The organism is Parafrankia irregularis (assembly GCF_001536285.1).
GTDB classification, from domain to species: Bacteria; Actinomycetota; Actinomycetes; order Frankiales; family Frankiaceae; genus Parafrankia; species Parafrankia irregularis.
Genome location: NZ_FAOZ01000030.1, coordinates 73,677 through 94,643 on the forward strand (window position 1 = coordinate 73,677; position 20,967 = coordinate 94,643).

Genomic DNA, 20,967 nt, shown 5'->3' on the forward strand with positions numbered 1-20,967 from the left:
ATATCCGGCGGCGACTCCCGAGGTTTCATGAAGTCGTCTTCTGCTGCCCTTGTTCGAGTATCACCGACCATCGGTAGTATCGGGCATGGCGCTCTTTCCGGCCGCGATGGCACTCTCGGCATCCTCCTGTCGGCGCAGCACCTGGGCGGCTGCCGTGACCCGGCGGCGGTAGAAGCGCCGGCCAAACAGGCCGACCAGCCCGAGGAGTACCAGGCCGACAAGAACCACAGTTGCCCTGACCACCGGGAAAATCGTTACCGAGGCCGCTGCCCGCTGCATCGAGCCATCCCGTGAGGGAAAGGCCAGCTCGGCCCGGCAGCGACACATCGCCGGCGGGTCGTTCCACTGCACCGAGACATTACGGGTCTCGCCGCGCGGCACTGTGAAATCGGGGAGAGTCACCGTGCCTCCGCCCACCCGGAGGCGCAGCCGGCCCTTTTCGCCGCGGAAGTCGCGATGCACCGTCCCGGTGTTGCGAAAGGTCGCCGAAATCCGAATCGGCCCGCCTGGCGAGAACGACGGCATCGCCAGTCTCGTGATCTTTACCGTGTCGTCCACCGGGCCCGGGACAGTGATGTAGATCGGCGCGCCGATTCCCCGGTTCAGCCGGATCTGCTCACGCCCCTGCGCGGGAACCATGAACAGGATGGCGACGTGATGGTCGCCCGGCTCAGGTCTGGGCGGCACCGTGATCCGCACGGTGACGACCTGCCGGGCGCCGGGAGCGAGGCGGAACCGCTCGGGCTGTACCTTCACCCAGCTCATGGCCGAGTACGGGGTTTCCTCCCGTAGGAACCGGACATTGCCCTCATGATCCGCGGAGAAGCCGGTGTGGCTCACCGCCAGGTCGAGCGGGTCCCGCCCCCGGTTGGTCACCGTGAACTCATGCCTGCCGTCGATCTGCTCCGGCGAGACGACCATCCTCGTCGGACTCACCGAAAGCCCGAACGCGGGGGCCGGGGCCGTGGGCGCCGGCGCGGCAGGAGAGGGGGCCGCGGCAGCCGGGCCCGCGCCGGCCAGAGCGAGCTGCCCGAGGAGGCAGCCGAGCACGACGAGGATCCGGGCAACACGTCCGGTTCGGGCCCTCCGGCGTTCGTGAATCTGGCAGGTCACCATCAGGCCATCACCGTTTTGGAACCCTTCTGTGTGGTCGCGCTGTCCGGTTTCCGGCCCGGCAGCCGCCTATGTGCGGCTGTTATCGGACCGGAAACCGGGCACAACCATTACAGGGTGGTGGCGACGTAGTCGAGGACCGCCGAGTAGGTGTCCGGACGGACGAACGGAATGGTGATCTGATAGTCGTGCGAGACGGAATCGCCCAGTTCGGCCGATGGTGACGCATGGCTTTCGACCACGACCGGCGTCCCGAATGCCAGCGGGGTGAAGGCCCCGCTCCCGGTCGGACGCACCTGCAGCGAACTGATGGGGATCGTGTCGGTGTTTGTGGGTGCCGGCGGGTTGAGGGTGGCCGTCTGCGGAGAGACCGAGACCGTGTAACCCTCGAAGTTGTTGGTCAGGACGGTCATGGTGACCGGCGTGGTGGTGGCCACCGTGTCTCCCGGGTTACCCGAAAGCGCGAAACTTGCGGGAAGGCCGGTGAGGGTGATGGCCGAACCGACCACCACCTGGGCGGTCGTGGACTGGGGCGGCGAGGTCTGCCCCGGGGCAGCGCTCGTCTCGATGCTCGTGGTGCCGACCACCATCGCGGCCCCGGTGGCAATGATCAGGCCGCGCCGGAGCGTGACCTGCGATCTGCCTTTATTGGACATTCCGAACTCCGCTCGCTTGAAACGACTACGGAGAGTGTTCGGATGGAGTTTTGCCTGGTCAAGGAAAGGCTGGCCGCAGCGCGTGCTGTCCCGCTCTGGCATAGGGAATATCTGACGGAATGGCGTGTTTGCCCGGCTGCCGTGAGACAAGCCGGGAGCGTCGCGGCGACCGTGTCGCCCCGGGCACGCTGGCGCGGGTCTCGATTATGGGAAATCGGGGCGGTTGCTGCGGCCCGTGCCTGCTGCCCACCACCAGTCGGTCAGGGTGGCCTGGGCGCGCACACAGGCGGGCGATAGGACCGCGCCGGTTCGCACGGATAATTATCCAACCGAACACCGCCTTGTGGCAGGTGGTAGCCAGGATGCCCGGGCGCCGGCGTGCCGGCGGATCGGAACCGGGCTCACCGAGGAAGAGTGGCATCACCACCTCCCTGGCGTGCCTTATCGGCAGACGTGGTGAAGCCCTTCCTACAGGTCGGCGTAGAGCGTTTCCTCGGCGATGAGGATCCTTTCCAACAATCGCGGAAACGTTCCGTAGTCGCGTACCGCGTAGTGGACGGTCGCGCGATTGTCCCAGAACGCGACTGAGCCCGGTCGCCACGAGAACCGCACCTGGTTCGCCGGCTTGCGGTACTGGTCGATGACCGCGGTGAGAAGTTCCCTGCTTTCCGCCCGGTCCAGCCCGACGATCGTGGGCCTCTGGGTGAAGTTCACCCAGAGGGTCTTCGCACCGGTTTCCCGGTGCGGGCGGATGATCGGATGGGCGACCACCGGATAGTCGTGTCCGGACTGGTGCAGCGCGGCCCGGTAGTCATGGGTGACGTGGTGGCCCTCGAGTCGGGCCTTCACCTCGTCGGGCAGACCCTGGTAGGCGAGGGCGGCGTCGACCCAGATGGTGTCGCCGCCGACCTCGGGCAGGTGGACCGCCCGCAGCACTGCTCCCCAGGTCGGCACGAGCCGCCAGCTCGTGTCGGTGTGGTACGGCTCCCAGACATCGTCGCCGGCCTGCGGAGTGTGGGCCTTCTCGTGTTTCTTGAAGTCCTCGCTGGCGATGCGGTGAATCGCCGGGCTGATGTCGGGGCCGGCGTTGCCCGCGCCCGGATGGGTGTAAAGGGGGCCGAACTGTCGGGCGAAGTCCTCGTGCTGTGCCTGGGTCAGCTCCTGGTCCCGGAAGAAGACGACCTTGTACTTCAACAGCGTGGCCCTGATCTGGTCGCGTACCTCGGGCGTGAGTGGCTCCCGGAGATCGACGCCGCTGATCTCCGCGCCGATTGTCGGTTGCAGAGCCTGGACGGCCAACGAGGACTGGACGGGCGTGTCGACGACTGTGGTCACGGTGTGTCCCTTCAGGGATGCTGCCGGTGGGGTGCCGCTGGTCGGTGATGGACGGGCCTCGGTGCTGTCGCGGGTGACGATCTCCCGCCGGTCCGCATGCGTAGGGCCTACCTGCGCTCGCTGTCATGTCTCCGGAACCCCTGCCGCTCCGCCTGCGCGACCGAGGTCGGGGGACGGCGTCCCGCGGCGGGCGTCGCGGCCTCTGGTGAAGCGGGGTGCGCGCCGTGCGGGGTGGTCCTAGCGCGGCGGCCAGTGCCTTTCCGGCGCCTGCCAGGCGCGCTGGCCATACGCGCTGGCGCCCCCGCGTGGCCGCCTGACATGTGGCGTGCGGGGGCGCCGCGGTCCGGCGGCTGCTCCGGCTCGACACGGCCACCGTGCCCGTCGTCTGGCCGGGTCGTGCGGGTCCTGATGCTGGGCGTCAGTGGCCGCTGCGGCGGGCCGGACAGCTCGCGGAGGTCACTCGCAGCAGGTCGATGTGCTGTCGCGACACCAGGTACGCAGTTCTCGACACAGGTCCAACATGACCAAAGTTTGTCGATCGGTCAAGTGCGTAAAATAAGTGACCCACGTCACAAAATGGAATGTCGGGATGGTAGTGATCCGGATCGATCGCGGGACTGGCCTGGGTGCCGCCAGTCTTGACCGTTATCTCCACCGAGAAGCTTGACAAGCTCTGACGTCTGCGCGCATGTTGCTACCTGTGTATCCACCCCACGTCGGCCCGCCGCCCGTGCGGGGCTCCGTGCGGGTGCGCCGGCCGCTGTAGTGGAGCCGGATTTCCCACGGGGTGACCCGGCGCAGACGTATCGCACGGAAACCGTCAGTTCCCGCCTGGCGTCGCCTTTCTTATCCTTTTCGCCCTCCCCCGGCCTCGGTCGGCCAGCAGAACGCTCCTGAAAGGAACTGGATGAGGAGGAGATCCGATTAATCAGACTGCGGCAGCACCCGTGACGATTCAGGGACTGTTGGACCAGCTGCAGGCTACCCGGGACGCGGAATGGGCACCGGAGCAGCTTCGGGCCCATGCCGACCTGCGACGCTCCCTCGAGGAGAACGCGGACCGCGCGCGCTTCGTCAGACCAGGCGACGTGGTGGCGCCCTTTGCTCTGGCCGAGGTCGGTGGCGGCAGTGTCGTACTCGACGACCTGCTGGCCGACGGGCCGGTGACACTTGTCTTCTTCCGGTTCGAGGGCTGCCCCGCGTGCAACACGGCCCTGCGCGGCTACCAGCTCACCCTCGCGCCGGCCCTGCGCGAGCTGGGGGCGCACCTCGTCATCGTCAGCCCCCAGATCCCCGAGAAGCTGCTGGCGATCAAGGAACGGCACGGCTTCGAATTCCTGGTGGCCAGCGACCCCGACCGGGTTCTGATCGACTCCTTCGGTATAGGTTTCGCGCCCGACGCGGCCGCGCGCGACGAATCTCGGCGCAGCGGCGTGGATCTCGGTGCGATTCTCGGCACCGGAGAGTGGACGCTGCCCTATCCGACGGTCGTCGTCATCGACCGCGACCGGATCGTTCGTTTTGCCGACGTCCATCCCGACTGGATGGTGCGGACCGATTCCTCGGCCGTTCTCGCCGCGGTTCGGCCCCTTGTCGGTCGGCGACCGGCCCCCTGATGAGGAAGGACCAGGTAAGAGATGACGCTTTCCACATATGACGTGTCGGCAACGGGGACCCGGCCGGCGCCGGATGCGGCCCCCGGGGCATCCGCCGGTGAGCGGGGGAACCCGTGGGCCGGGCTGGTCGCACCGGCGGAAGGCGGGCAGTGGCCTCGCCCGGAACCGGTCAGAACGGTCGAGGAAGAGCGGCTGCACCGTAAGCGCAAGCTTGCCGCCGCGTACCGGCTCTTCGCCAAGCTCGGCGTCGCCGAGGGCTTGTCCGGCCACATCAGCGCCCGTGATCCCGAGCTGACCGACCATTTCTGGGTGAACCGGTTCGGCCTCGACTTCAGCCGGATCAAGGTCTCCAACCTGTTGCTGGTCAACTGCAACGGGGAGATCGTCGAGGGCACGCCGCCGCTGAACCCGGCGGCGTTCAACATCCATTCGCAGATCCACGCCGCCCGGCCGGACGTCGTCGCCGCCGCGCATACGCATGCGCTGTACGGCCGGGCGCTCGCCGCCATCGGCGAGCCGCTGCATCCGATCTCGCAGGATTCCCTCGCGTTCTACGAGGATCAGGTGATCTTCGACGAGTACAACGGGGTCGTGCTGGACAAGGAGGAGGGCCGGAAGATCGCCACTGCGCTCGGTCCGCGCAAACTGGCGATCCTGCGTAACCACGGCCTGCTTACCGTCGGCACCAGCGTGGAGGCGGCGGCGTACTGGTACATCGCGGCGGAGCGGGCCGCGCGGACCCAGCTCGTCGCGGCGGCGGCCGGTGCGCTGCGAATCCTGGACCACGAGATCGCCAGCGCCACCGCCGGCGAGGGATGGGGTGACGACGGCGCTCGCTGGGCTTTCGAGGCCCTCTACGACCTCATTGTCGAGGAACAGCCCGACCTGCTCGAGTGACATCCGGCACGGCCGGTACCAGCGCTCTGGACCGGGACTGACGCGGAGGGGGTGTCTCACTCGGGACTTACACAGCGGGCTCAGCCCTTTCGCATTGCTGACGAGCGTGCGGCGGCACCAACGAGTCCGCGTGCAGCTCGTTCCGCAGATTCTCGAGGGCCGCCCGCAGGCAGCCGGGTCGTTCCGTCCACGGCAGGTGGCCGCCACCCGGAACCGTGATCAGGCGCCCGCGGGGGAAGAGGTCGGCCGTGGCGGATCCGACCGACGTCGGGATCGGGCTTGCCCCCCCGACCACCACATGGACGGGGCAGGTGGCGGTCGGCGCGAGCCTGGCGAGAGTGTCCTGGGCCAGGTGGTGGCGCATCGACGTGAGCGATTCGGCGTAACAGGACACGGACAGCCGCAGACCCGCCGGCATCGCCGGCGCGTGGGCAGGGTTGGCGTAGTAGCTGCGCCAGAAGAGCGCCATCGACTCGAGGGCCTCGGCCTCCGAGCCGAACCCGGCCAGCGCCCGCCGATCGAGCGCGTCCGCGCGGGCCGCGTCCCCGGCTGGCAGCCGGGCGGTCATCTCCGTCGCGAGCGCCGCCTCCCCGCCGTCGCCGGTGGCACCGAACGGGTCGACGAGCACCAGGCCCAGCACCCGGTCGGGGCGCGAGACCGCGAGATGCATCGCAAGATGGCCGCCCCAGCTGTGGCCGACGACGCAGACGTGCTGGAGGCCGAGCGCGTCGATGACGGCGACAGCGTCCGCTACGTGGTGTTCGAGGGTGTACGGGCCCTGTTCGCTCGACGGCGGGACGCCGCGCTGGGTGTACCTGACGGTTTGCCAGCCCTCGAGTTCGTCGGCGAACAGGAAGCTGGTGTCAGAGAGCCCGGGTCCGCCGTGCAGGACGAGCAGGGGAGTCCCGCCGCCGCGCACGGAACCGGCCACATGGCCGCCCGCCCGCGCCACGCGGAAGGCACGGGCGGACCCGGGGTCCTGGCGTGGAGCGGCTTCCGGGGGGCGCTTGGCCCTCGCGGCCGTCACCGCCTCGTCCAGAGGCCCGCTGGGTCGTCGCCGCCGCGGAACCCGTGGCTTTCCGCCATCGCCGCGGCCTGCGTGAAACCGGCGCCGACCCTTTCCGGGGCGTGGGCGTCGCTGCCGAAGCTGAGCGCCTGACCGCCGGCGTCGCACCACCAGGCCACGATCTGGGGGTGCAGGGGCACGGTGGTGTTGACCTCGAGGACCCGCCCGCTGGCCGCGAGCGCGCCCAGCACATTCATGTACTCGTCGCGGAACCGCGCGGGGTAGTAGGGACCGGCGGTGTCCGCGGGCCAGTCGCGGACGGGATAGTCGATGTGGCCGAGGATCTCGAAACGGGTGTCCGCCTCGATCATCTTGTGGACGTCGGCGAGGTACTCGCGGACGACGTCATCGGGGGGCATCTCTGTGAAGAGGTCCCCGACCATGTGGTAGCCGCCGTGGCGCTTGACTGAGTGCGAGGACGCGATCACACGGTCGAAGGGGTAGGCCCGCAGCAGCGCGTCGACCTTCTCGGGGTGCCAGTGCGGCTCGCCGATCTCGACACCGCAGGTGATGACCAGGTCGGGAAAGCGTTCCCGACAGTGCTCGACCGCCGCGACATAGCCCTCGACGTCGAGGCCGGGTGGCAGGAGCAGGCCCTCCGCGGAGACCATCGCGCGGTACTGCTCACCGAGCCGTGCGTACACACGCTCGTTGATGGACCAGGGTGTGAAGTCCGAATGCTCCGTGAAGGAGATGGACGGTAGGCCCACCTCCAGCGCGCGTAAGCACGAGTGCTCCATCGATCCGACCGCTGTGTCCCAGGACCATTCGGTGTGGACGTGACTGTCGGCAGGGAGTCTGATCGTGGCCTGCGGCGTCGGGATGTTGCTCACTTCTCGTATCTCCTTGTCATGCCACTGGGGGAGTTGCGCGGCGAGTCGGCGCCGCCGGGCGAGCACCCGTCGAGCCGGTTGCGAGACGGCTGTCGACCTAGCGAGGCGAGGGAGCGGCGAGCGCGGTCCGGGCTCGCTCGACGTAATGCGGCTGCTCGCTGTCGAGCCCGAGAAGGCCGAGGAACATCGGCGCGAAGGCGACGCCCTCTTCGATGTTCGCGCGCAGGCCGGGCCACACGTCCCCGCCGTGGCGCTGATAGGCGTCGAGCACCCGGGCGAGGTTCTTCGGCTCGAACTTCCGGGTTGCCTCGATGAACTCCTGGCCGGGATCGCCGACCTCCGCGTCGGTCCAGTCCAGAAGGCCGACGATGCTGCCCGTACCGTCCACGAGCGTGTGGCCCGGGTGCAGGTCGCCATGCAGGAGCACCGAACGGGCGGGCCAAAGGCGGTCGTCCTCAAGCCAGCGCCGCCCACGGTTCCACCAGCTGTCGTGCATGCCGATCTCCCGGCGGGCCCGTTCGAGGCGGGTGGAGAAGGTGAGCCGGACCCCCGCCGGCGTGCGGACCGGGATGCCCGTCGCGGCTGCGGCATCGATGGGTGCCTGGTGCAGCCTCGCCATGATCTCGGCGAGCTGCTCGACGTAGACGTCCGGTGGGTCGACCCTGTCGATGCGCCAGGACAGTGTCCGGGTCGCGACGGCCTCCGTCGCCGCAGGCTCACCAGCCAGCCGCGGGTAGGCGACGAGGTCGCGGGTGCGGATTCGCCAGTCGGGGACGGCGACCGGCAGCAGGCCGCGGACGACGTCGAGGAGTCTCGCCTCGACGTCGATGCCCTCGGCGATGTCGGGCCGTCTGGGAACCCGCAGGATCCAGGCGACACCGTCCTTGGTGATGGCGTGCGCGACCTGGAAATCCCAGCCGGTGTTGTCCGGGCGCAGCGAGCCCTCGACGAGGTCCAGTCCGTGTCGGGCGGCCAGAGCGAGGAGGGATTCGGGTGAGAGTGGGTTGGTCATGGTGGGATCGGTGTCCGTTCTCGGGCGGTGTCCTGAACTGATCCGGCAGGCTTCAGAGATCCTCGATCGCCGCGAGCGCGCGTGCGGCGAGCGCCGGTCCGAAGCGCACGCCGGAGCCGGAGGTTCCGGTGACGCAGGCGATGCGGTGGTCACCGCGCATGACAAGCGGGTGTCGTTCGGGGGCGTAGCTGTCGCAGAAGGCCCGCCCGCCGAGCACCGACGGTCCGGAGCCGTGAAACCGCGCCGCCAGCTGGGCGAGTCCGTCTTCCAGATCGGCGGCGTCAATGGTCCCGTCGCAGCCGACTGGCGAGACGTCCCACCGGCTGCGGTAGAAGCTCGCGAGCGCTCTGCCTCGGGGGGTGGCGAGCAGGAAGATGTCGTCGTCGACGAAATGCACGCAGGTCCCGGGCGTGAGGTCCGGCAGATGAAGTTCGAGGGCCGCGACCCGTTTGGTGCGCAGCTCGTCGCCGCCACCGTCCGGAAGGCCCTCGCCCGCTGGCCAGGGCCAGGGGCCGGTCGCGAGGATCACCCGGTGCGCGCGGATCGTCCTGGGGCCCTGCGGCGAGTGGACACTGGCATTCCAGACCGTGCCATCGTGGGCGAGAGTCCTGACGTCGGTCCGCGACTGGACGCACACGCCGGAGCCGGGTCCGACCAGGGCGGCGGCGATGCCCGCGGCGTTGACGACGAGGACCCCGCCGTAGCGCAGGGCCGTCTCGCCCGAGGAGACGCGACAGCAGTCGGGCAGGGCCGGTCTGCCGTTGCTGAACGCGCGAACACCGACCAGCCTGGCCTGCCACGCCGCAGGGTCTGCCGTCACGTCGATCATCTCGATCCGATGCAGGAAGCCTGAGCCGGTGTGACGGCGGTAGTACGCCTCGCTGTCGGTCACCATCGCCCGCTGCTCGATGCTGCGCGCGACAGGAAGGCACAGCCCTGCCGTGAAGCGGCTGGCTCCGTCCCCGACCTGCGCCGCTGTGACCAGCGTGACGGCCCAGTCCGGGTAGTTCTCCCGGGCCCGGGCCGCGCACAGTGCGCCGACGATGCCGCCGCCGACCACCAACAGCTCAGCGGGCTCGGGCGCCCTCACCGGGGATGCCACCAGACGCTCACGAAGTCCAGGCGTTCCTCACCGGTGTTCGTGAGCGCGTGGACGGCACCGCTCGGCACGACGACGACATCTCCTGCCTCGACGTCGTGGGTGTGCTCGCCGACCTGTGCGTGGCCGCGGCCGGAGAGCAGCGCCCACACCTCGGCGACCGTGTGTGTCTCGACCGGGGTGGTCGTTCCGCAGGCCAGGCTGTACCAACCGGCGCCGGCGGGAGCGCCGTCGGGCAGCGTGAGTCGACGCAGGTCAGCCTCGCGCACCCGTAGCGCCGGGTTGGACGAGACCTGTTCGAAGATCGTCGCCACCGTCGGCCCGGCGGGGGACGTCAGCGGCGGCGGCCCTGCCTGCGTAGTGCATGCGTCCCTCATCAGGCGCTCCTGGCACGTCGTCGGTGGGTGGAGGGCCCTGGCGGTGCCCCCAGGGGGCGAGTGCCGCCGGTGACCAGGACACGGCGGAGTTGTCAGGACCGGTGCGGTACACGGTCCGCCCGCAGATCGCGTTGACGATCCGGGCAGCGCGCCAGGCGTTGAGGCTGAGGTTGCGGTCGGCGATGCCGTGGCTGTCGTCGCCGGCGTTCTGCGCGAAGATGCGTACCGCCGCCGGCCCGTCCCAGCGCAGCGCGTAGTCCGAGTCGAGCTCCCAGCCGCTCAGCAGCGGGGCGATGCCGGCAAGGTAGTCCGGCGGCTCGGCGCGCCGGTAGCCGGTGGCGAACACGACGACGTCGGCGTCGACCGTGCTGGTGGCACCGTCGTCGATGCCCTCGAGTACGCAGCGGTGGCGGTGGTGCGCCAGTGGTTCGAGGCTGGTCACGCGGCTGGAGACGACGAGCCGTGCCCGGAGCAGGCCGGGGCGCATGGTGTCGAGGTGGTACAGGCGACGGTAGATCTCGCGCAGGATGTCCCCGCTGATGCCGTCACTGGCGAGCCGCTGGTGCTCGAGCAGGCTTGCCCGCCGCGCGGCCGGCAGCGCACCGAAGTGATCGACCCAGGCCGGGTGGAACCACTCGTTGGTGAAGGGGGAATCGTCGAGCGGGAGAAAGTTCAGCCGGCTGGTCACCCAGGTGAGCGAGCGAGGCAGGTTCCCCTCCCGGTCGATGAGGTCCCGCACGACCTCCGCGCCCGACTGCCCTCCGCCGACGACCAACACGTCACGCCCGGCGATCCGGTCGCGGGCTACGTCGTACCGGGAGGCGTGAATCACCCCGCTCAGGCCCGGTCTGTCAGCGAACGGTGGCAGGTAGGGGCGCCGTCCGGTGCCGAGCACCAGGTTGTCGGTCCGGTAGGTGGCGCCCTTGTCGGTGGTGACGGCGAGTCGGCCGCCGACGAGCCGGACGTCCTCGACACGGGCGTTCCAGGCGACGTCGGGGAGGTGGCTTGCCGCCCACTGGTAGTAGCGGGCGAAATCGTCGCGGAACGCCTGCCCACGATCGCACGCGATCAGGAAGCGGTAGAGGTTCCCGTGCACCGCGAGGTAGTTCAGGAACGTGAACGGGCTGGTCGGGTCGACCATCGTAGTGAGGTCCTTCAGGAACGACACCTGAAGCTCGCTTCCCGCCAGCATCAGCCCTTCGTGCCAGCGAATCCCGTCGCGGGCTTCCAGAAAGCGGACCTGCAGGTCGGCAACGGGCGCCGCGAGCGCTCCGAGCGCGAGGTTCGCGGGGCCCAGGCCGATCGCCAGCACCTGACATGATGGCACGGACGCGCTCACTGTGCGGCTCCCGCGAGTGTGGGGCGCAGTAGCGCACAGCGCCCGGGCGCCTCGGCCGTCACGTCCGCGGCCGGCGGCCCGCTGGCCGCGGACGGCAGGCCATGGAGACCGAGCGCGTGCCACAGCTGCTCGGCCAGCGTCGGTGCGATGGGCCAGAGACCGATCGCCAGCCAGGCCAGGGCGCTCGACTCCTCGGCGACGGCGCGGGCGAGGCGGGCACGCCCTGCGGCGCTGCCCGCCTCGGACTCCGCCGCGGCAGCGTGCGCCCGTGCCCGTGCGGCCAGGGCGCGCAGGGCGCCGAGGGCCGTGCGTGGGGAGAAGCTCTCCGCGGTGAGGTGGCGCGCGGGCTCGCTCCAGGCACGGCCCTGCGCGAGTGCGTCCGCGGCGCCGGGTGGGGCGGCGGCCTGGATCAGGTCGCGGCGCCGTGCCGCCTCGGCCAGCCAGCCGTGCCAGAGGGAGAGCAGGTCGTCGTCGAGCCGCGCCGCGAGCGCCGGCCAGGTGAAGCTCGTGTGACCGGTGGCCGGGCGGTCGTAGGCGAGGAACAGGCGCAGGTGGTCGGTCGGGCGGCGTCGTACCGCGTCCGGTGTCCAGATTGCGTGCTGGCGGCTCGTCGAGAACTTCTCTCCGGCCAGCTGGTAGAGCTCGTTGCCGACGAACGTGGTCGCGGGTGCGGCATCCGGCTCCAGCGCCCGCAGGACGACCGGAAAGAGGAAAGCATAGTAGAAGGCGTTGTCGAACCCGAAGCACTCCGCGACCTGTCCGCCGCGCCACTGGGCGCTCCAGTCGAACCTCTGGCGGGCCGTGAGCGTGTCGGTGGCCGCGATGTAGCCGGACGCCATCTCGAGCCAGGTGAAGATCCGCTGACCAGCCGCTCCGGCCAGGTCGAGTGGGAGGCCCCAATGGCCGGGGTGGCTGACCGCGACGTCGGGCAGCCGCTGCTCGGCGAGCTGCTCGCATAGCCGGCGGACGTGGTCGTCCATCACGGTGCGGTCCCAGAAGTCGCGCAGCTGATCGCGGTGCGCCTCGAGCGGCAGATACCAGCGCGCGCAAAGCCGCAGGTCGCAGGCCCGGCCGCACAGGGCGCAGGTGGGTTGGGCAAGGTCCGCGCAGTCGTTCGGATGCCCGCATACCTCGCAGACGTTCCCACCCGACGGGGCGGCGCAGTGCGGGCAGATGCCGGTGACGAATCCTTCGTAGCACCAGCGCTGGCAGGCGCGACACCAGGGCAGCGGGCGCTCGCGCAGGTCCAGCTGCCCGAGGCGGTGCAGCGTCGCGACCGCCTGGGCGGCACGCGCGGCATGGTGGCGGTCCTGGCGGGGATAGGTGACGTGGTCTGGCCGGACCGCCGCGGCGCGCCACGACGCCTCGATCGCCTGGCCGAAGTGGTCGGCGACTGCCTCCGGCGCCGATCCGTCCCGCAGGGCGCGCAGTTCGGTGTAGGTCTGGTGGTCGTCGAGTCCGGTGACCAATGCCGCCAGGTCACCGCGCTGGGTCGCAGCCCTCGCGAGAATGTCGGCGGCGAGGTATGGGCCCGAAAGGTGGCCCAGGTGAAGATCTCCGTTGGGTGTCGGCGGCGTCGCCACCACGAGCAGCGGCACGTCCCTTCCTTTCGTCTCGTTGGCGGATGTCCCGTCGCGCCACCAGGTCGATGACCGGGGCGACGGACCTCAGCGCTGCCTCCTGACCGGCTCGGTGATGTCGCCGTGGCTGAGGACGCCCATGCCGAGTGGCTGCGGCGCCGCCGGCGCCTTGCGGAGCGCCGCCGCGACGCGACGCGCCCAGGTCTCCTCGAGCCCGGCCGGCATGCCGAGGCTCGCCGACCGCACGCTCCCGGCGCACTGCGGCTTGCCGCAGGCGCACACGAAGCTCCACGGCGGGTCGTACCGGAACGTCCGGTAGTCGCAGGTGACCTCGCTGCCCCGGGATATCGCCCGGACGGCGATGCCCACCGCGAGTCCGGCGTCGAGCACGTTTGCGGCACACGAGTGGTTCATCAGATGTGCGTGCCCGCATGGCAGGATGAGGCTGCCGTCCCGGCACCAGTACCCGTGCTCGTCGAGCCAGGCCGCGCTGGGCTCCGGCAGGGTGCGCAGCGCGGCGCGGCGCAGCCGTGTGCATGACGGGCAGGGCCCCCACACGACGGCGCCGACGGGGATGTCACGCGCCGCGAAGAGACCCGAGCCGTGCCGGCTGATCCCGGGAACGATGTCCGGATGCAGCATCACGCCGTGCCCAGCACCGCGAGGCAGGCCGCTTCACGCTCCGCCACCGCGGCCGGGCTGGTGCCGACGACGAGGTAGCGCCAGCGACCGTCGATCTCCAGCGTGTCGGCGGTCAGTACCACCCCGCCGCCGGTGGCGGATGGTGCCAGGCCGGCGTCCGCGAGCGCCCTGACTCCCTGGGCGAAGCGCGCACCGGCCGGCGCACGCCGGCTGTCCGCGCGCCAGGCGATCTCCTCGTACGGACCGGCGTCCAGGAGAAGGCGGCTGAGTTCGTGTAGATAGGTCCCACCGGTTCGGCGCCCGTTGACCTCGCTGCACACGAAGGCGGTCTTGCCATCCACGTCGTGGAGACCGGTGTCGAGGTCGAACACGCCCCGGTAGCCGTGGCGGTGCAGCCACCAGCCGACCTGCGTGGCGTGTGCCGTGAGCCGGGTGAGCAGGGAAGAGGCGGTGGTGGCGGGTGTGACCATGCCGGTGAACGAGCGGTCGACCGTCCGCTGGTCACATGTGTACAGCGGGCGGACGGAGTCGTCGAGGACCTCCATCTCGATGCTGGGCACGGAGTGGAAGTCGAGGAATGCTTCGTAGACATAGCCCGAGCGTTGTTCGGCGGCTTCGGCGAGGCCGCGCTCGACCTGCTCGCTGACCGGTCCCTGGTCCGCGTCGACGACGAAGTTGCCGTAGCCGTTGGACCCCCGGTCGAGCTTCACGATGACCCGGCGGTGCCTCTCGGCGACCGCGGGGAGCTTCCTTCGCAGCTGCGCCGCGTCACCCGCGGCCCCGCCAGGCGCGAGTGGCAGCCCGAGCTCGGCGGCCACTGCACGGAAACCCGCCTTGGTGTTGATCAGCGAGGCGGCGCGCACGGCCTCCGCCGGCGGCTGGTCGCGGTAGGGCGCGACCCGCAGCCCATAGGCGGACGCGAGCGACGCGACCTGCGGATCGAGCGCGAACGGCGCCACCGTGCCGCGGGCGACCACCTCGTCGATACGCCCGCTGGCACGAAGGACATCCACTGCATGCCCGGTGCTGACAGCCGGGGGCGCGACGACGTCGACAGCGTCGGGCTCTCGGCCCAGGGTGGCCCCGACGTAGGCACGGAACTCCCAGGAGGCCGGGGCGAGTGTCACCACGGCATCGCCTCCGCACGCCTGCCAGAGCTTACGTGGCGTGACGGCCGCCATCATGCGCCCGTAACGCGGCGACGGAGTGCTGACCATGACGGGACTGATGGTGTTCGCCAGGACGACGGTGCTCACCGCTCATCTCGCCGACGGTGCGCGACGATGACCGCGTGGCCCGCGAACGCGAACGGCACGTCGATGTCCGCGAAACCCGCCCGGGTGAGCCACGCTAGATGGCTCGCGATCGGGGACGGCCTGTCGACGGGATCAGGTTCGGGATCGGTGAAGTGGTTCCACCCATGCTCGGCGAACGCCTCCGAAGCCTCCCGCGAGCCGAACTGCCGGTGCGAGGCTGACGCGACCGTCTCGTCCCACTGCTCGGCGGCGACACGCTGTGCCCACTCCGTGGTCGGAAGCACCAGGTCCGCCATCGCGAACCAGCCGCCGGGCCGCAGCATGCGGTGGACGTCCTCGTAGAGCGCTCGCTTCCCGGCATCGTCCAAGTGGTGGACGGCAAGCGACGTCACGACGGCGTCGTAGGCGGATGGGGTCCGCCAGTGGGCGCTCTCCAGCGCGGCGGCGGTGAACGCCACCCGGTCGCGGTACGCCGCGCAGGCGGTCTCGGCGGCCGCGAGCATCCGCGTGCTGCCGTCGAGACCGACGACGCTCGCATCCTGGACGTGCTCGAGCACCAGCCGGGTCAGCGTTCCGGCGCCGCAGCACAGGTCGAGGACGTGCGGGCTCTCGCCGGTGGCGGAGACGGCGGCGACCAGCAGTGCCAGCTGCTGTCCGCGCGCCGGGACGAACGCGTCGCCGTAGCGCAGGAACAGGTCGGTGTCGTCGCTCGCCCACGTGTCGGGTCCGGTCGGACCGCCGCGTCCGGTCTGGCCGCGGACCCCCGGGAGCGCGCTGTCGGGGCCATTCACGCGGACACCTCCACGACGCCCTGCTGGGCGAGCCAGTGGACCAGAACACGGTCTTTCTCACGCATGGGCCACTCCGCTGACGAGGGGTGGGAAAGCCAGGCCAGCATCGGGATCACCGCAGAGGGCAGTGCGAGGTGCGCTCCGGTGACGGCGACCGAGACCAGCCCCGGCCGCAGCTGGCACCACAACACCGGGGTGTGCAGACGTCGCCGGGCGTGTCGCGGCCGGGACGGGAGGCGTCGGAGCGGGGCGGGAGCGGGGCGCAGACCAGCCGAGGAGGCCTGGGCGAGCAGGGTGGGAAGGTCGTCGCCCGGCGTACCGGTCCGGCCGAGGAACCGATGGTAGCCCCGCAGCCAGGCGGGCGTTACCTGCCCGTCGGTGCCGCGGAGCACCGGGTAGGCCTCGGGGGCATCGCGGTAGGAGGCCACGTTCAGCGACAGCGACAGCTGCGGTGATCGCCCGACGTGCCACAGGCGCCGCGGCCACCGGAGACCCTCCCCAGGGCCGAGCGAACACACCCGCGCGGCACTCTCCACGACCTCGGGGCGCAGGGAAGGAAGGTAGTCCTCGGCCAGGCCTGTGACCGGGTCGCTGTCGGGGCGTCGCGGCTCGTCGCGGGGGATCCAGTCGCCCCCGGCGAAGAACAGGAACTCCTTATGCCCCTGCAGCACCAGGTGCAGGTTGTCGCAGTCCTCGCGGTGGATCCCGCCGGGTGTGGCGGGATACCAGCCGAGGAACATCTCGCACTCCGCGCGCCCCCGGGGCAGGCCCGTCTCGAGCAGGTGTTCGCCCAGATCGGAGAGGACCGCTTCGTACAGCGCGCGGTCATGACCCTCGATTGCCCGTGCGTACACGAGCAACGTCTCGACCTTCTCGGCGCTCAGCGCGCACAGGTCGGCGAGAGCCGGCGCCGGCCCACCGGCACTCAGGCCCCGCACGAACGCCCCGAGCGTCGAGGGGACGGGTGCCCCGTTGACGATGACCTTCGTGAGACCCGCGGCCTCTCCGGCGCTCTCTCGTTCGCCGGCGGCGAGCGCCGCCTGCCAGACCAGGTCGGCGGTGGTGCGGCCGAGCGTCGTCGCGACGGGGCGCACCGGTGTCATCGTCGCGCTAGGCACGGGCGCTCACCCGGGCCGCGTCCTGGGCCGGCGGGTACCGGTGGACGCCGCCCCACGGGTCCCGGACGGTCATGACGTGCTCGTCGCCCTCGAGATAGGACGGGCCGACGGGCACCTTTCCGTGGCCCCCCGGAATGTCCAGGACGTAGGTGGGCTGGCAGAGCCCTGAGACCCTGCCGCGCAGCGCCGCGACGAGTTCCTGCCCATGCTGGATGCTGGTCCGGAAATGGCCGGTCCCGGGCGCAAGGTCGGCGTGATGCAGATAGTAGGGCTTGATTCTGTTGCGAACGAGCGTGCGCAACAGCGTCTCGAGCTGTTCGGTGCTGTCGTTGACGCCCCGCAGAAGGACGGACTGGCTCAGCAGCGGAATCCCGGCGCGGGAAAGGCGCCGCAGCGCCGCCGCTGCCTCGGCGCCCAGCTCGTGCGCGGAGTTGATGTGCACGACGAGCCACACCGGTGTTCCCCGGTCCAGCAGGTCGCACAGCGCGTCGCTTATCCGTGCCGGATCGACGGCCGGAACGCGGGTGTGGATGCGGACGACACGGACGTGCTCGATGGCGTCGAGCCTCTCGAGGATGTGGCTGAGCCTGCGGTCGGACAACAGCAGCGGATCGCCGCCCGAGAGAATGACCTCCCAGATCTCCCGGTGATCCTGGATGTAGCCGAAGGCCCTCTCCAGGTCGCGGTGGGGCAGCACGCTCTCGCCCTGCCCCACCGACTCGCGCCGGAAGCAGAACCGGCAGTAGACCGGGCAGACGAGCAGCGGCTTCAGCAGCACGCGGTCTGGATAGCGGTGCACGATGCCGCGTACGGGCGTGAACGGCCCGTCGGAGATCGGATCCGTTGTCTCGGCGGGATCCACGGCCAGTTCGTCCGCGGTGGGAACGAACTGCCGGTGGACGCCACCGTCCTCGTCGCCGTCCCGGATCCGTTCGAGCATGACGGGCGTGATCGACACTGCGTAGCGGGCCGCGACCTTCTCGAGCTCGTCGCGTCCCTCGGGTGCCACGAGACCCGCCGCGGAGAGGCCGGCCACCGTCCTGAGCGTCCGGGCGTCCCCGACCGGAAACGGTGCTGCGGGCTTCTCGTCCGCGTCCCCATGGGCGCCCTCGGCAACGTCCACGTGGGCCACGTCCGTTCGCTGTCGTCCGGGACCACGCGGCGCGGCCCCCACCTGACGGTCTGCTGCGCGGACCGCTCTCTGCTCGGGCACGTCTCACCTCATTCGAACCGGGGGTTCTCCGGGCTCGGGACGGGATGCGTCCGTAAGCGTGAGGTGAGGACAACACGAGGTGGATCGGCGCAGAACCACAGTCTGGAAAGAGCTGGACTTCGCTGAACAGGTGGGCAGGCACCGGGCTGCGTCGGATTCCGACGGCGCGCGGTGGGAGTTCGGCCACCGGCATCGCGCGCGTCACGGGCCCGTTCGGCAGGCACGCCGCCGCCGGCGTCGCTCGGTTCCCGTGCTCAGCCGCAGGGTGCGCCTGGTCGGCGCAAGGTCAAGCTGGCTGGGCTCCCCGGGGTGTCAGGGGCATCCGGCTGTGCCATCGGCGCGTGCTCGGTGCGCCTTGGCACGGATGGCCTCGGTGCCAGGATGCGCCAGCGACTCGAGCAGGACGAGGGCGGCGTTGCGCCAGCGTTCGGCGGCCTCCCCGTCCCCACACGCGAGGTACTCGTCCGCCAGATGGTCCATGACCTGTGCTTCCCAGAAACGGTCACCCAGCTGGTGGTCCAGTTGACGCGACCGCTCGTAGTGACCGATCGCGGTGTCGTGCCGCCCCAGGTTCCCTTCGGCCCGGCCGAGGTAGCGCAGGATGTTCGCCTGCCCGTCCTGATGACCGATACGGCTGTAGAGATCCAACGCGCGCCGCCCATGGGACAACGCCTCGTCGTGCCGGGCGAGGTGGCAGAGCTGGACGCTGATCTGGGTCTGACAGTCGGCGACCGCGAGCGGATTCGCCGTGTCGCCCGCGCTGAGCGTGAGTGCCTGTCGGGCGTGCTCGAGTGCGTCGTTGTGGCGGCCAGTCGCCTCGTAGAGCCGGGCATAGGAGAGGTGGACGTGACGGGCGCCGTCGCGATCGGAGAGCGCCTCGAACTCGGTCAGTGCAAGGGCGAGCAGCGACTCGGCGTCGCCGGTCCGGCCAAGACCTGCCAGAGCGTCGGCGCGTTTGCGCCGCGACGCGGCCCGCGCGTGCCGGTGGCCCGCCCGCTCGGCCGCGTCCAGCGCCAGCTGTTGCGTGCCCGCCCGTTCGGCGCGCCGGCCGGTGCGACGCAGGAAGAGCATCAGCGTCCAGGCGAGCCGCCACACATGAGACTCGAAGCCGTGGCCCGCGGCAGTCTCGAGCAGTGCCAGCAGGACAGGCAGCTCGTTCTCGAACCAGGCGATGGCGGTGTCGTAGCTGGTAGGCGCGTTGCTCGGCCCGCCCGTGGGCGTGGCGCCGGACAGCGGTACCGGGAGCACGCTCGCGGGCCACGCTTCCGGCTCGGCACCCGTCACGGCCGGGGCAAGGTAGGTTACCCACGGCTGGAGCGCGCCGTTGGCCCGCTGCGCGGCATCGAGGTAGTACTCGAGCAGGCGTGCGACCGCGGCCGTCGACTGTGCGGCATCGAGACGCGCCGCCAGTTCCTGGGCGAAGCCGCGCAACAGGTCATGGGACGTATACCTGCCCGGTCTGTGTTCGGTCACCAGGTGTGCCGCGACCAGGCCCCGAAGCGCCTGGTCGGCCGTGTCCGGTTCGCCGAGCAGCGCGGCGCAGGCGCCGCGATCGATGTCGGGGCCCGGGTGCAGGCCGAGAAGGCGGAACAGTCGCGCTGCGGGAGCGCTCAACGGCTCGTAGGACCAGCGGAGCACCGTGCGAAGGTCTAGGTCCGCATCGTCTGAGCCCAGCACGTCGAGGCGGGAGCGCTGATGACGCAGGTCCGCAACCAGCTTGCCGAGCACGTCCGGGGAGCGCGCGGCGGCGCGGGCGCCGGCGACGCTGAGTGTCAGCGGCAGGTGAGCGCACTGGCGGGCGAGTTCATCGAGCTCGGGGCGGTGCTGCGACGGCAGCATGCCCAGCCGCCGGGCGAGCAACGCCACCGCGGCATCGTGGGGGAGCTCCTCAAGCGTGAGGAGGCTTGCACCGTCCCGGACGACGAGCCCTTCGAGCCGGATGCGGCTGGTCACCACTGCCAGGCAGCCGGCGGACCCGGGCAGGAGGGGACGTGCCTGTTCGGCGGATCGTGCGTTGTCGAGCACGACCAGTACGCGCCGCCCGGTAAGCAGGGTGCGCAACAGGGCTGCCCGCGATTCCAGGTCCTCCGGGATCGCGTTGGGCCCCACACCGAGCGCCAGCAGGACGGCGTGCAACGCCGCGGCCGGGTCACGCGGGGCGCCGGCGCCGAAGCCGTTGAGGTTGGCGTAGAGCTGGCCATCGGGAAAGCGGTCGGCGATCCGGTGGGCCCAGTGGACCGCCAGCGTCGTCTTGCCGACTCCGGCGGTGCCGGTGATCGTGAGGACGCGCGCCGGCGCGACGCCCGCGGGGGGAAGGGCAAGAGCATCGAGCGCAGCGGTCTCGGCTGCCCTCCCGACGAAGTCCCGGATCGTGCCGGGCAGTTGGCGAGGGACGGGGCGTGGATGGGCGGGCACGGCCAGCGAGCTTGTCTCGCCTGCGTAGGCACTCGCCACAGCGACGCCGCCGTCCGGCGCGACCGCGCCCGTCGCAGGGCGCGGTCTGCGCAGGCGCTGGGCGATCTCGGCATCGTCGCGTAGCGTGGCGAGCTGCCCCGTCTCCGGACCGGCGGTGCCGAGCAGTGTGAGCAGGCGATCGAGCGTCTGGCTGCTGGGAAGGGTCGTGCCGTTCAGGTACGCGTACAGGCTCGCGCGTGAGATCCGCAGCCTCTTCGCCAGCTCACCGCGGTCGAAACTGCGGCCGTGGTGCTTCTCGGCGTCCAGGACAGCGTGGGAGAGGCCAGAGGCGAACCGCGCGCGGGCGTCGGACGCCTCCGGCTGTGCGGACCTGGCGGCCCCCTCGCTCACCGATCTTCCCCCAAAGGCCGTAGCGCTCAAGGACCGCCGTTGATCGTATTGCACTCGGCTCAGGCCCGACGCCGGGCTGGCCGAACACCGAACGTTGCTGCCGCAGGAAGGCCGGGTCACCGTGGTCGTGAACGGACGACCTATGCCCGCCGAAGCCGAGACGGCTGTCATTCCCACGGTGCCGTCGCCGCTACTTCATGGCACCGCCGTCTCCGGCAT

The 20,967-nt window shown here is 70.6% G+C and carries 18 protein-coding genes; 2 read left to right on the plus strand and 16 right to left on the minus strand.

Annotation, left to right across the window (positions count from 1 at the left end; genetic code table 11):
* Window positions 1–60: 60 nt before the first annotated feature.
* From AWX74_RS30725 to AWX74_RS30735, 3 genes are all read right to left on the minus strand, one after another.
* On the minus strand, window positions 61–699 hold the full coding sequence (locus AWX74_RS30725) for a hypothetical protein (protein WP_131799578.1): 639 nt from the start codon (window positions 697–699) through the stop codon (window positions 61–63).
* A gap of 524 nt (window positions 700–1,223) precedes the next feature.
* Window positions 1,224–1,871 carry a hypothetical protein gene (locus AWX74_RS41660; protein WP_242666489.1) on the minus strand — a complete coding sequence of 216 codons (648 nt, stop codon included), beginning with the start codon at window positions 1,869–1,871 and terminating at the stop codon, window positions 1,224–1,226.
* Window positions 1,872–2,237: 366 nt separating this feature from the next.
* Window positions 2,238–3,104 carry a TauD/TfdA dioxygenase family protein gene (locus AWX74_RS30735; RefSeq protein WP_091283918.1) on the minus strand — a complete coding sequence of 289 codons (867 nt, stop codon included), beginning with the start codon at window positions 3,102–3,104 and terminating at the stop codon, window positions 2,238–2,240.
* A 947-nt stretch (window positions 3,105–4,051) separates the two neighbouring features.
* Here AWX74_RS30735 and AWX74_RS30740 point away from each other — a divergent pair.
* Together AWX74_RS30740 and AWX74_RS30745 are read left to right on the plus strand one after the other, a co-directional pair.
* Entirely contained in the window at window positions 4,052–4,720 is a 669-nt protein-coding gene (locus tag AWX74_RS30740) for a peroxiredoxin-like family protein (protein WP_242666490.1), read from the plus strand.
* A gap of 21 nt (window positions 4,721–4,741) precedes the next feature.
* A complete protein-coding gene (locus AWX74_RS30745) occupies window positions 4,742–5,617 on the plus strand; it encodes a class II aldolase/adducin family protein (protein ID WP_091283923.1) in 876 nt (291 codons plus the stop codon).
* Window positions 5,618–5,684: 67 nt separating this feature from the next.
* Here AWX74_RS30745 and AWX74_RS30750 read toward each other — a convergent pair whose 3' ends face one another.
* The 13 genes from AWX74_RS30750 to AWX74_RS30810 form a co-directional block, all read right to left on the minus strand.
* Entirely contained in the window at window positions 5,685–6,644 is a 960-nt protein-coding gene (locus tag AWX74_RS30750; RefSeq protein WP_165615851.1) for an alpha/beta fold hydrolase, read from the minus strand.
* Window positions 6,641–7,516, minus strand: coding sequence for a PHP domain-containing protein (locus AWX74_RS30755; RefSeq protein ID WP_207550452.1), 876 nt, complete (start codon window positions 7,514–7,516; stop codon window positions 6,641–6,643). The genes AWX74_RS30750 and AWX74_RS30755 overlap by 4 nt, the downstream gene beginning before the upstream one ends.
* Window positions 7,517–7,613: 97 nt before the next feature.
* Window positions 7,614–8,528 (minus strand): macrolide 2'-phosphotransferase, encoded by a 915-nt coding sequence (locus AWX74_RS30760; RefSeq protein ID WP_091283927.1) that lies wholly within the window; start codon window positions 8,526–8,528, stop codon window positions 7,614–7,616.
* Between the two features lie 52 nt (window positions 8,529–8,580).
* A complete protein-coding gene (locus AWX74_RS30765; protein WP_165615852.1) occupies window positions 8,581–9,618 on the minus strand; it encodes an NAD(P)/FAD-dependent oxidoreductase in 1,038 nt (345 codons plus the stop codon).
* Window positions 9,615–9,896 carry a cupin domain-containing protein gene (locus AWX74_RS30770; protein ID WP_165615853.1) on the minus strand — a complete coding sequence of 94 codons (282 nt, stop codon included), beginning with the start codon at window positions 9,894–9,896 and terminating at the stop codon, window positions 9,615–9,617. The genes AWX74_RS30765 and AWX74_RS30770 overlap by 4 nt, the downstream gene beginning before the upstream one ends.
* On the minus strand, window positions 9,883–11,343 hold the full coding sequence (locus AWX74_RS30775; protein ID WP_165615854.1) for a lysine N(6)-hydroxylase/L-ornithine N(5)-oxygenase family protein: 1,461 nt from the start codon (window positions 11,341–11,343) through the stop codon (window positions 9,883–9,885). The genes AWX74_RS30770 and AWX74_RS30775 overlap by 14 nt, the downstream gene beginning before the upstream one ends.
* Window positions 11,340–12,941: a class I tRNA ligase family protein gene (locus AWX74_RS30780; RefSeq protein WP_091283933.1), complete on the minus strand. Its 1,602-nt coding sequence runs from the start codon at window positions 12,939–12,941 to the stop codon at window positions 11,340–11,342. The genes AWX74_RS30775 and AWX74_RS30780 overlap by 4 nt, the downstream gene beginning before the upstream one ends.
* A 69-nt stretch (window positions 12,942–13,010) precedes the next feature.
* Window positions 13,011–13,565 carry an SET domain-containing protein gene (locus tag AWX74_RS30785; RefSeq protein ID WP_341271985.1) on the minus strand — a complete coding sequence of 185 codons (555 nt, stop codon included), beginning with the start codon at window positions 13,563–13,565 and terminating at the stop codon, window positions 13,011–13,013.
* Window positions 13,565–14,821 carry a preATP grasp domain-containing protein gene (locus tag AWX74_RS30790; protein WP_091283937.1) on the minus strand — a complete coding sequence of 419 codons (1,257 nt, stop codon included), beginning with the start codon at window positions 14,819–14,821 and terminating at the stop codon, window positions 13,565–13,567. The genes AWX74_RS30785 and AWX74_RS30790 overlap by 1 nt, the downstream gene beginning before the upstream one ends.
* Window positions 14,818–15,612: a class I SAM-dependent methyltransferase gene (locus tag AWX74_RS30795; protein ID WP_165615855.1), complete on the minus strand. Its 795-nt coding sequence runs from the start codon at window positions 15,610–15,612 to the stop codon at window positions 14,818–14,820. Before AWX74_RS30795 ends, AWX74_RS30790 begins: the two co-directional genes overlap by 4 nt.
* Window positions 15,609–16,730: a hypothetical protein gene (locus AWX74_RS30800; protein WP_131799580.1), complete on the minus strand. Its 1,122-nt coding sequence runs from the start codon at window positions 16,728–16,730 to the stop codon at window positions 15,609–15,611. Before AWX74_RS30800 ends, AWX74_RS30795 begins: the two co-directional genes overlap by 4 nt.
* A complete protein-coding gene (locus AWX74_RS30805; RefSeq protein ID WP_193209839.1) occupies window positions 16,723–17,853 on the minus strand; it encodes a lysine-2,3-aminomutase-like protein in 1,131 nt (376 codons plus the stop codon). Before AWX74_RS30805 ends, AWX74_RS30800 begins: the two co-directional genes overlap by 8 nt.
* 402 nt (window positions 17,854–18,255) lie before the next feature.
* On the minus strand, window positions 18,256–20,748 hold the full coding sequence (locus tag AWX74_RS30810) for an ATP-binding protein (protein WP_242666491.1): 2,493 nt from the start codon (window positions 20,746–20,748) through the stop codon (window positions 18,256–18,258).
* Window positions 20,749–20,967 lie beyond the last annotated feature (219 nt).

What these genes read in the sequence shown, in the direction of transcription:
- AWX74_RS30760 (WP_091283927.1), bottom strand. Translation starts at nt 8,528, where the DNA reads ATGACCAACCCACTCTCACCCGAATCCCTCCTCGCTCTGGCCGCCCGA.
- AWX74_RS30745 (WP_091283923.1), top strand. Translation starts at nt 4,742, where the DNA reads ATGACGCTTTCCACATATGACGTGTCGGCAACGGGGACCCGGCCGGCG.
- AWX74_RS41660 (WP_242666489.1), bottom strand. Translation starts at nt 1,871, where the DNA reads ATGCCAGAGCGGGACAGCACGCGCTGCGGCCAGCCTTTCCTTGACCAG.
- AWX74_RS30785 (WP_341271985.1), bottom strand. Translation starts at nt 13,565, where the DNA reads ATGCTGCATCCGGACATCGTTCCCGGGATCAGCCGGCACGGCTCGGGT.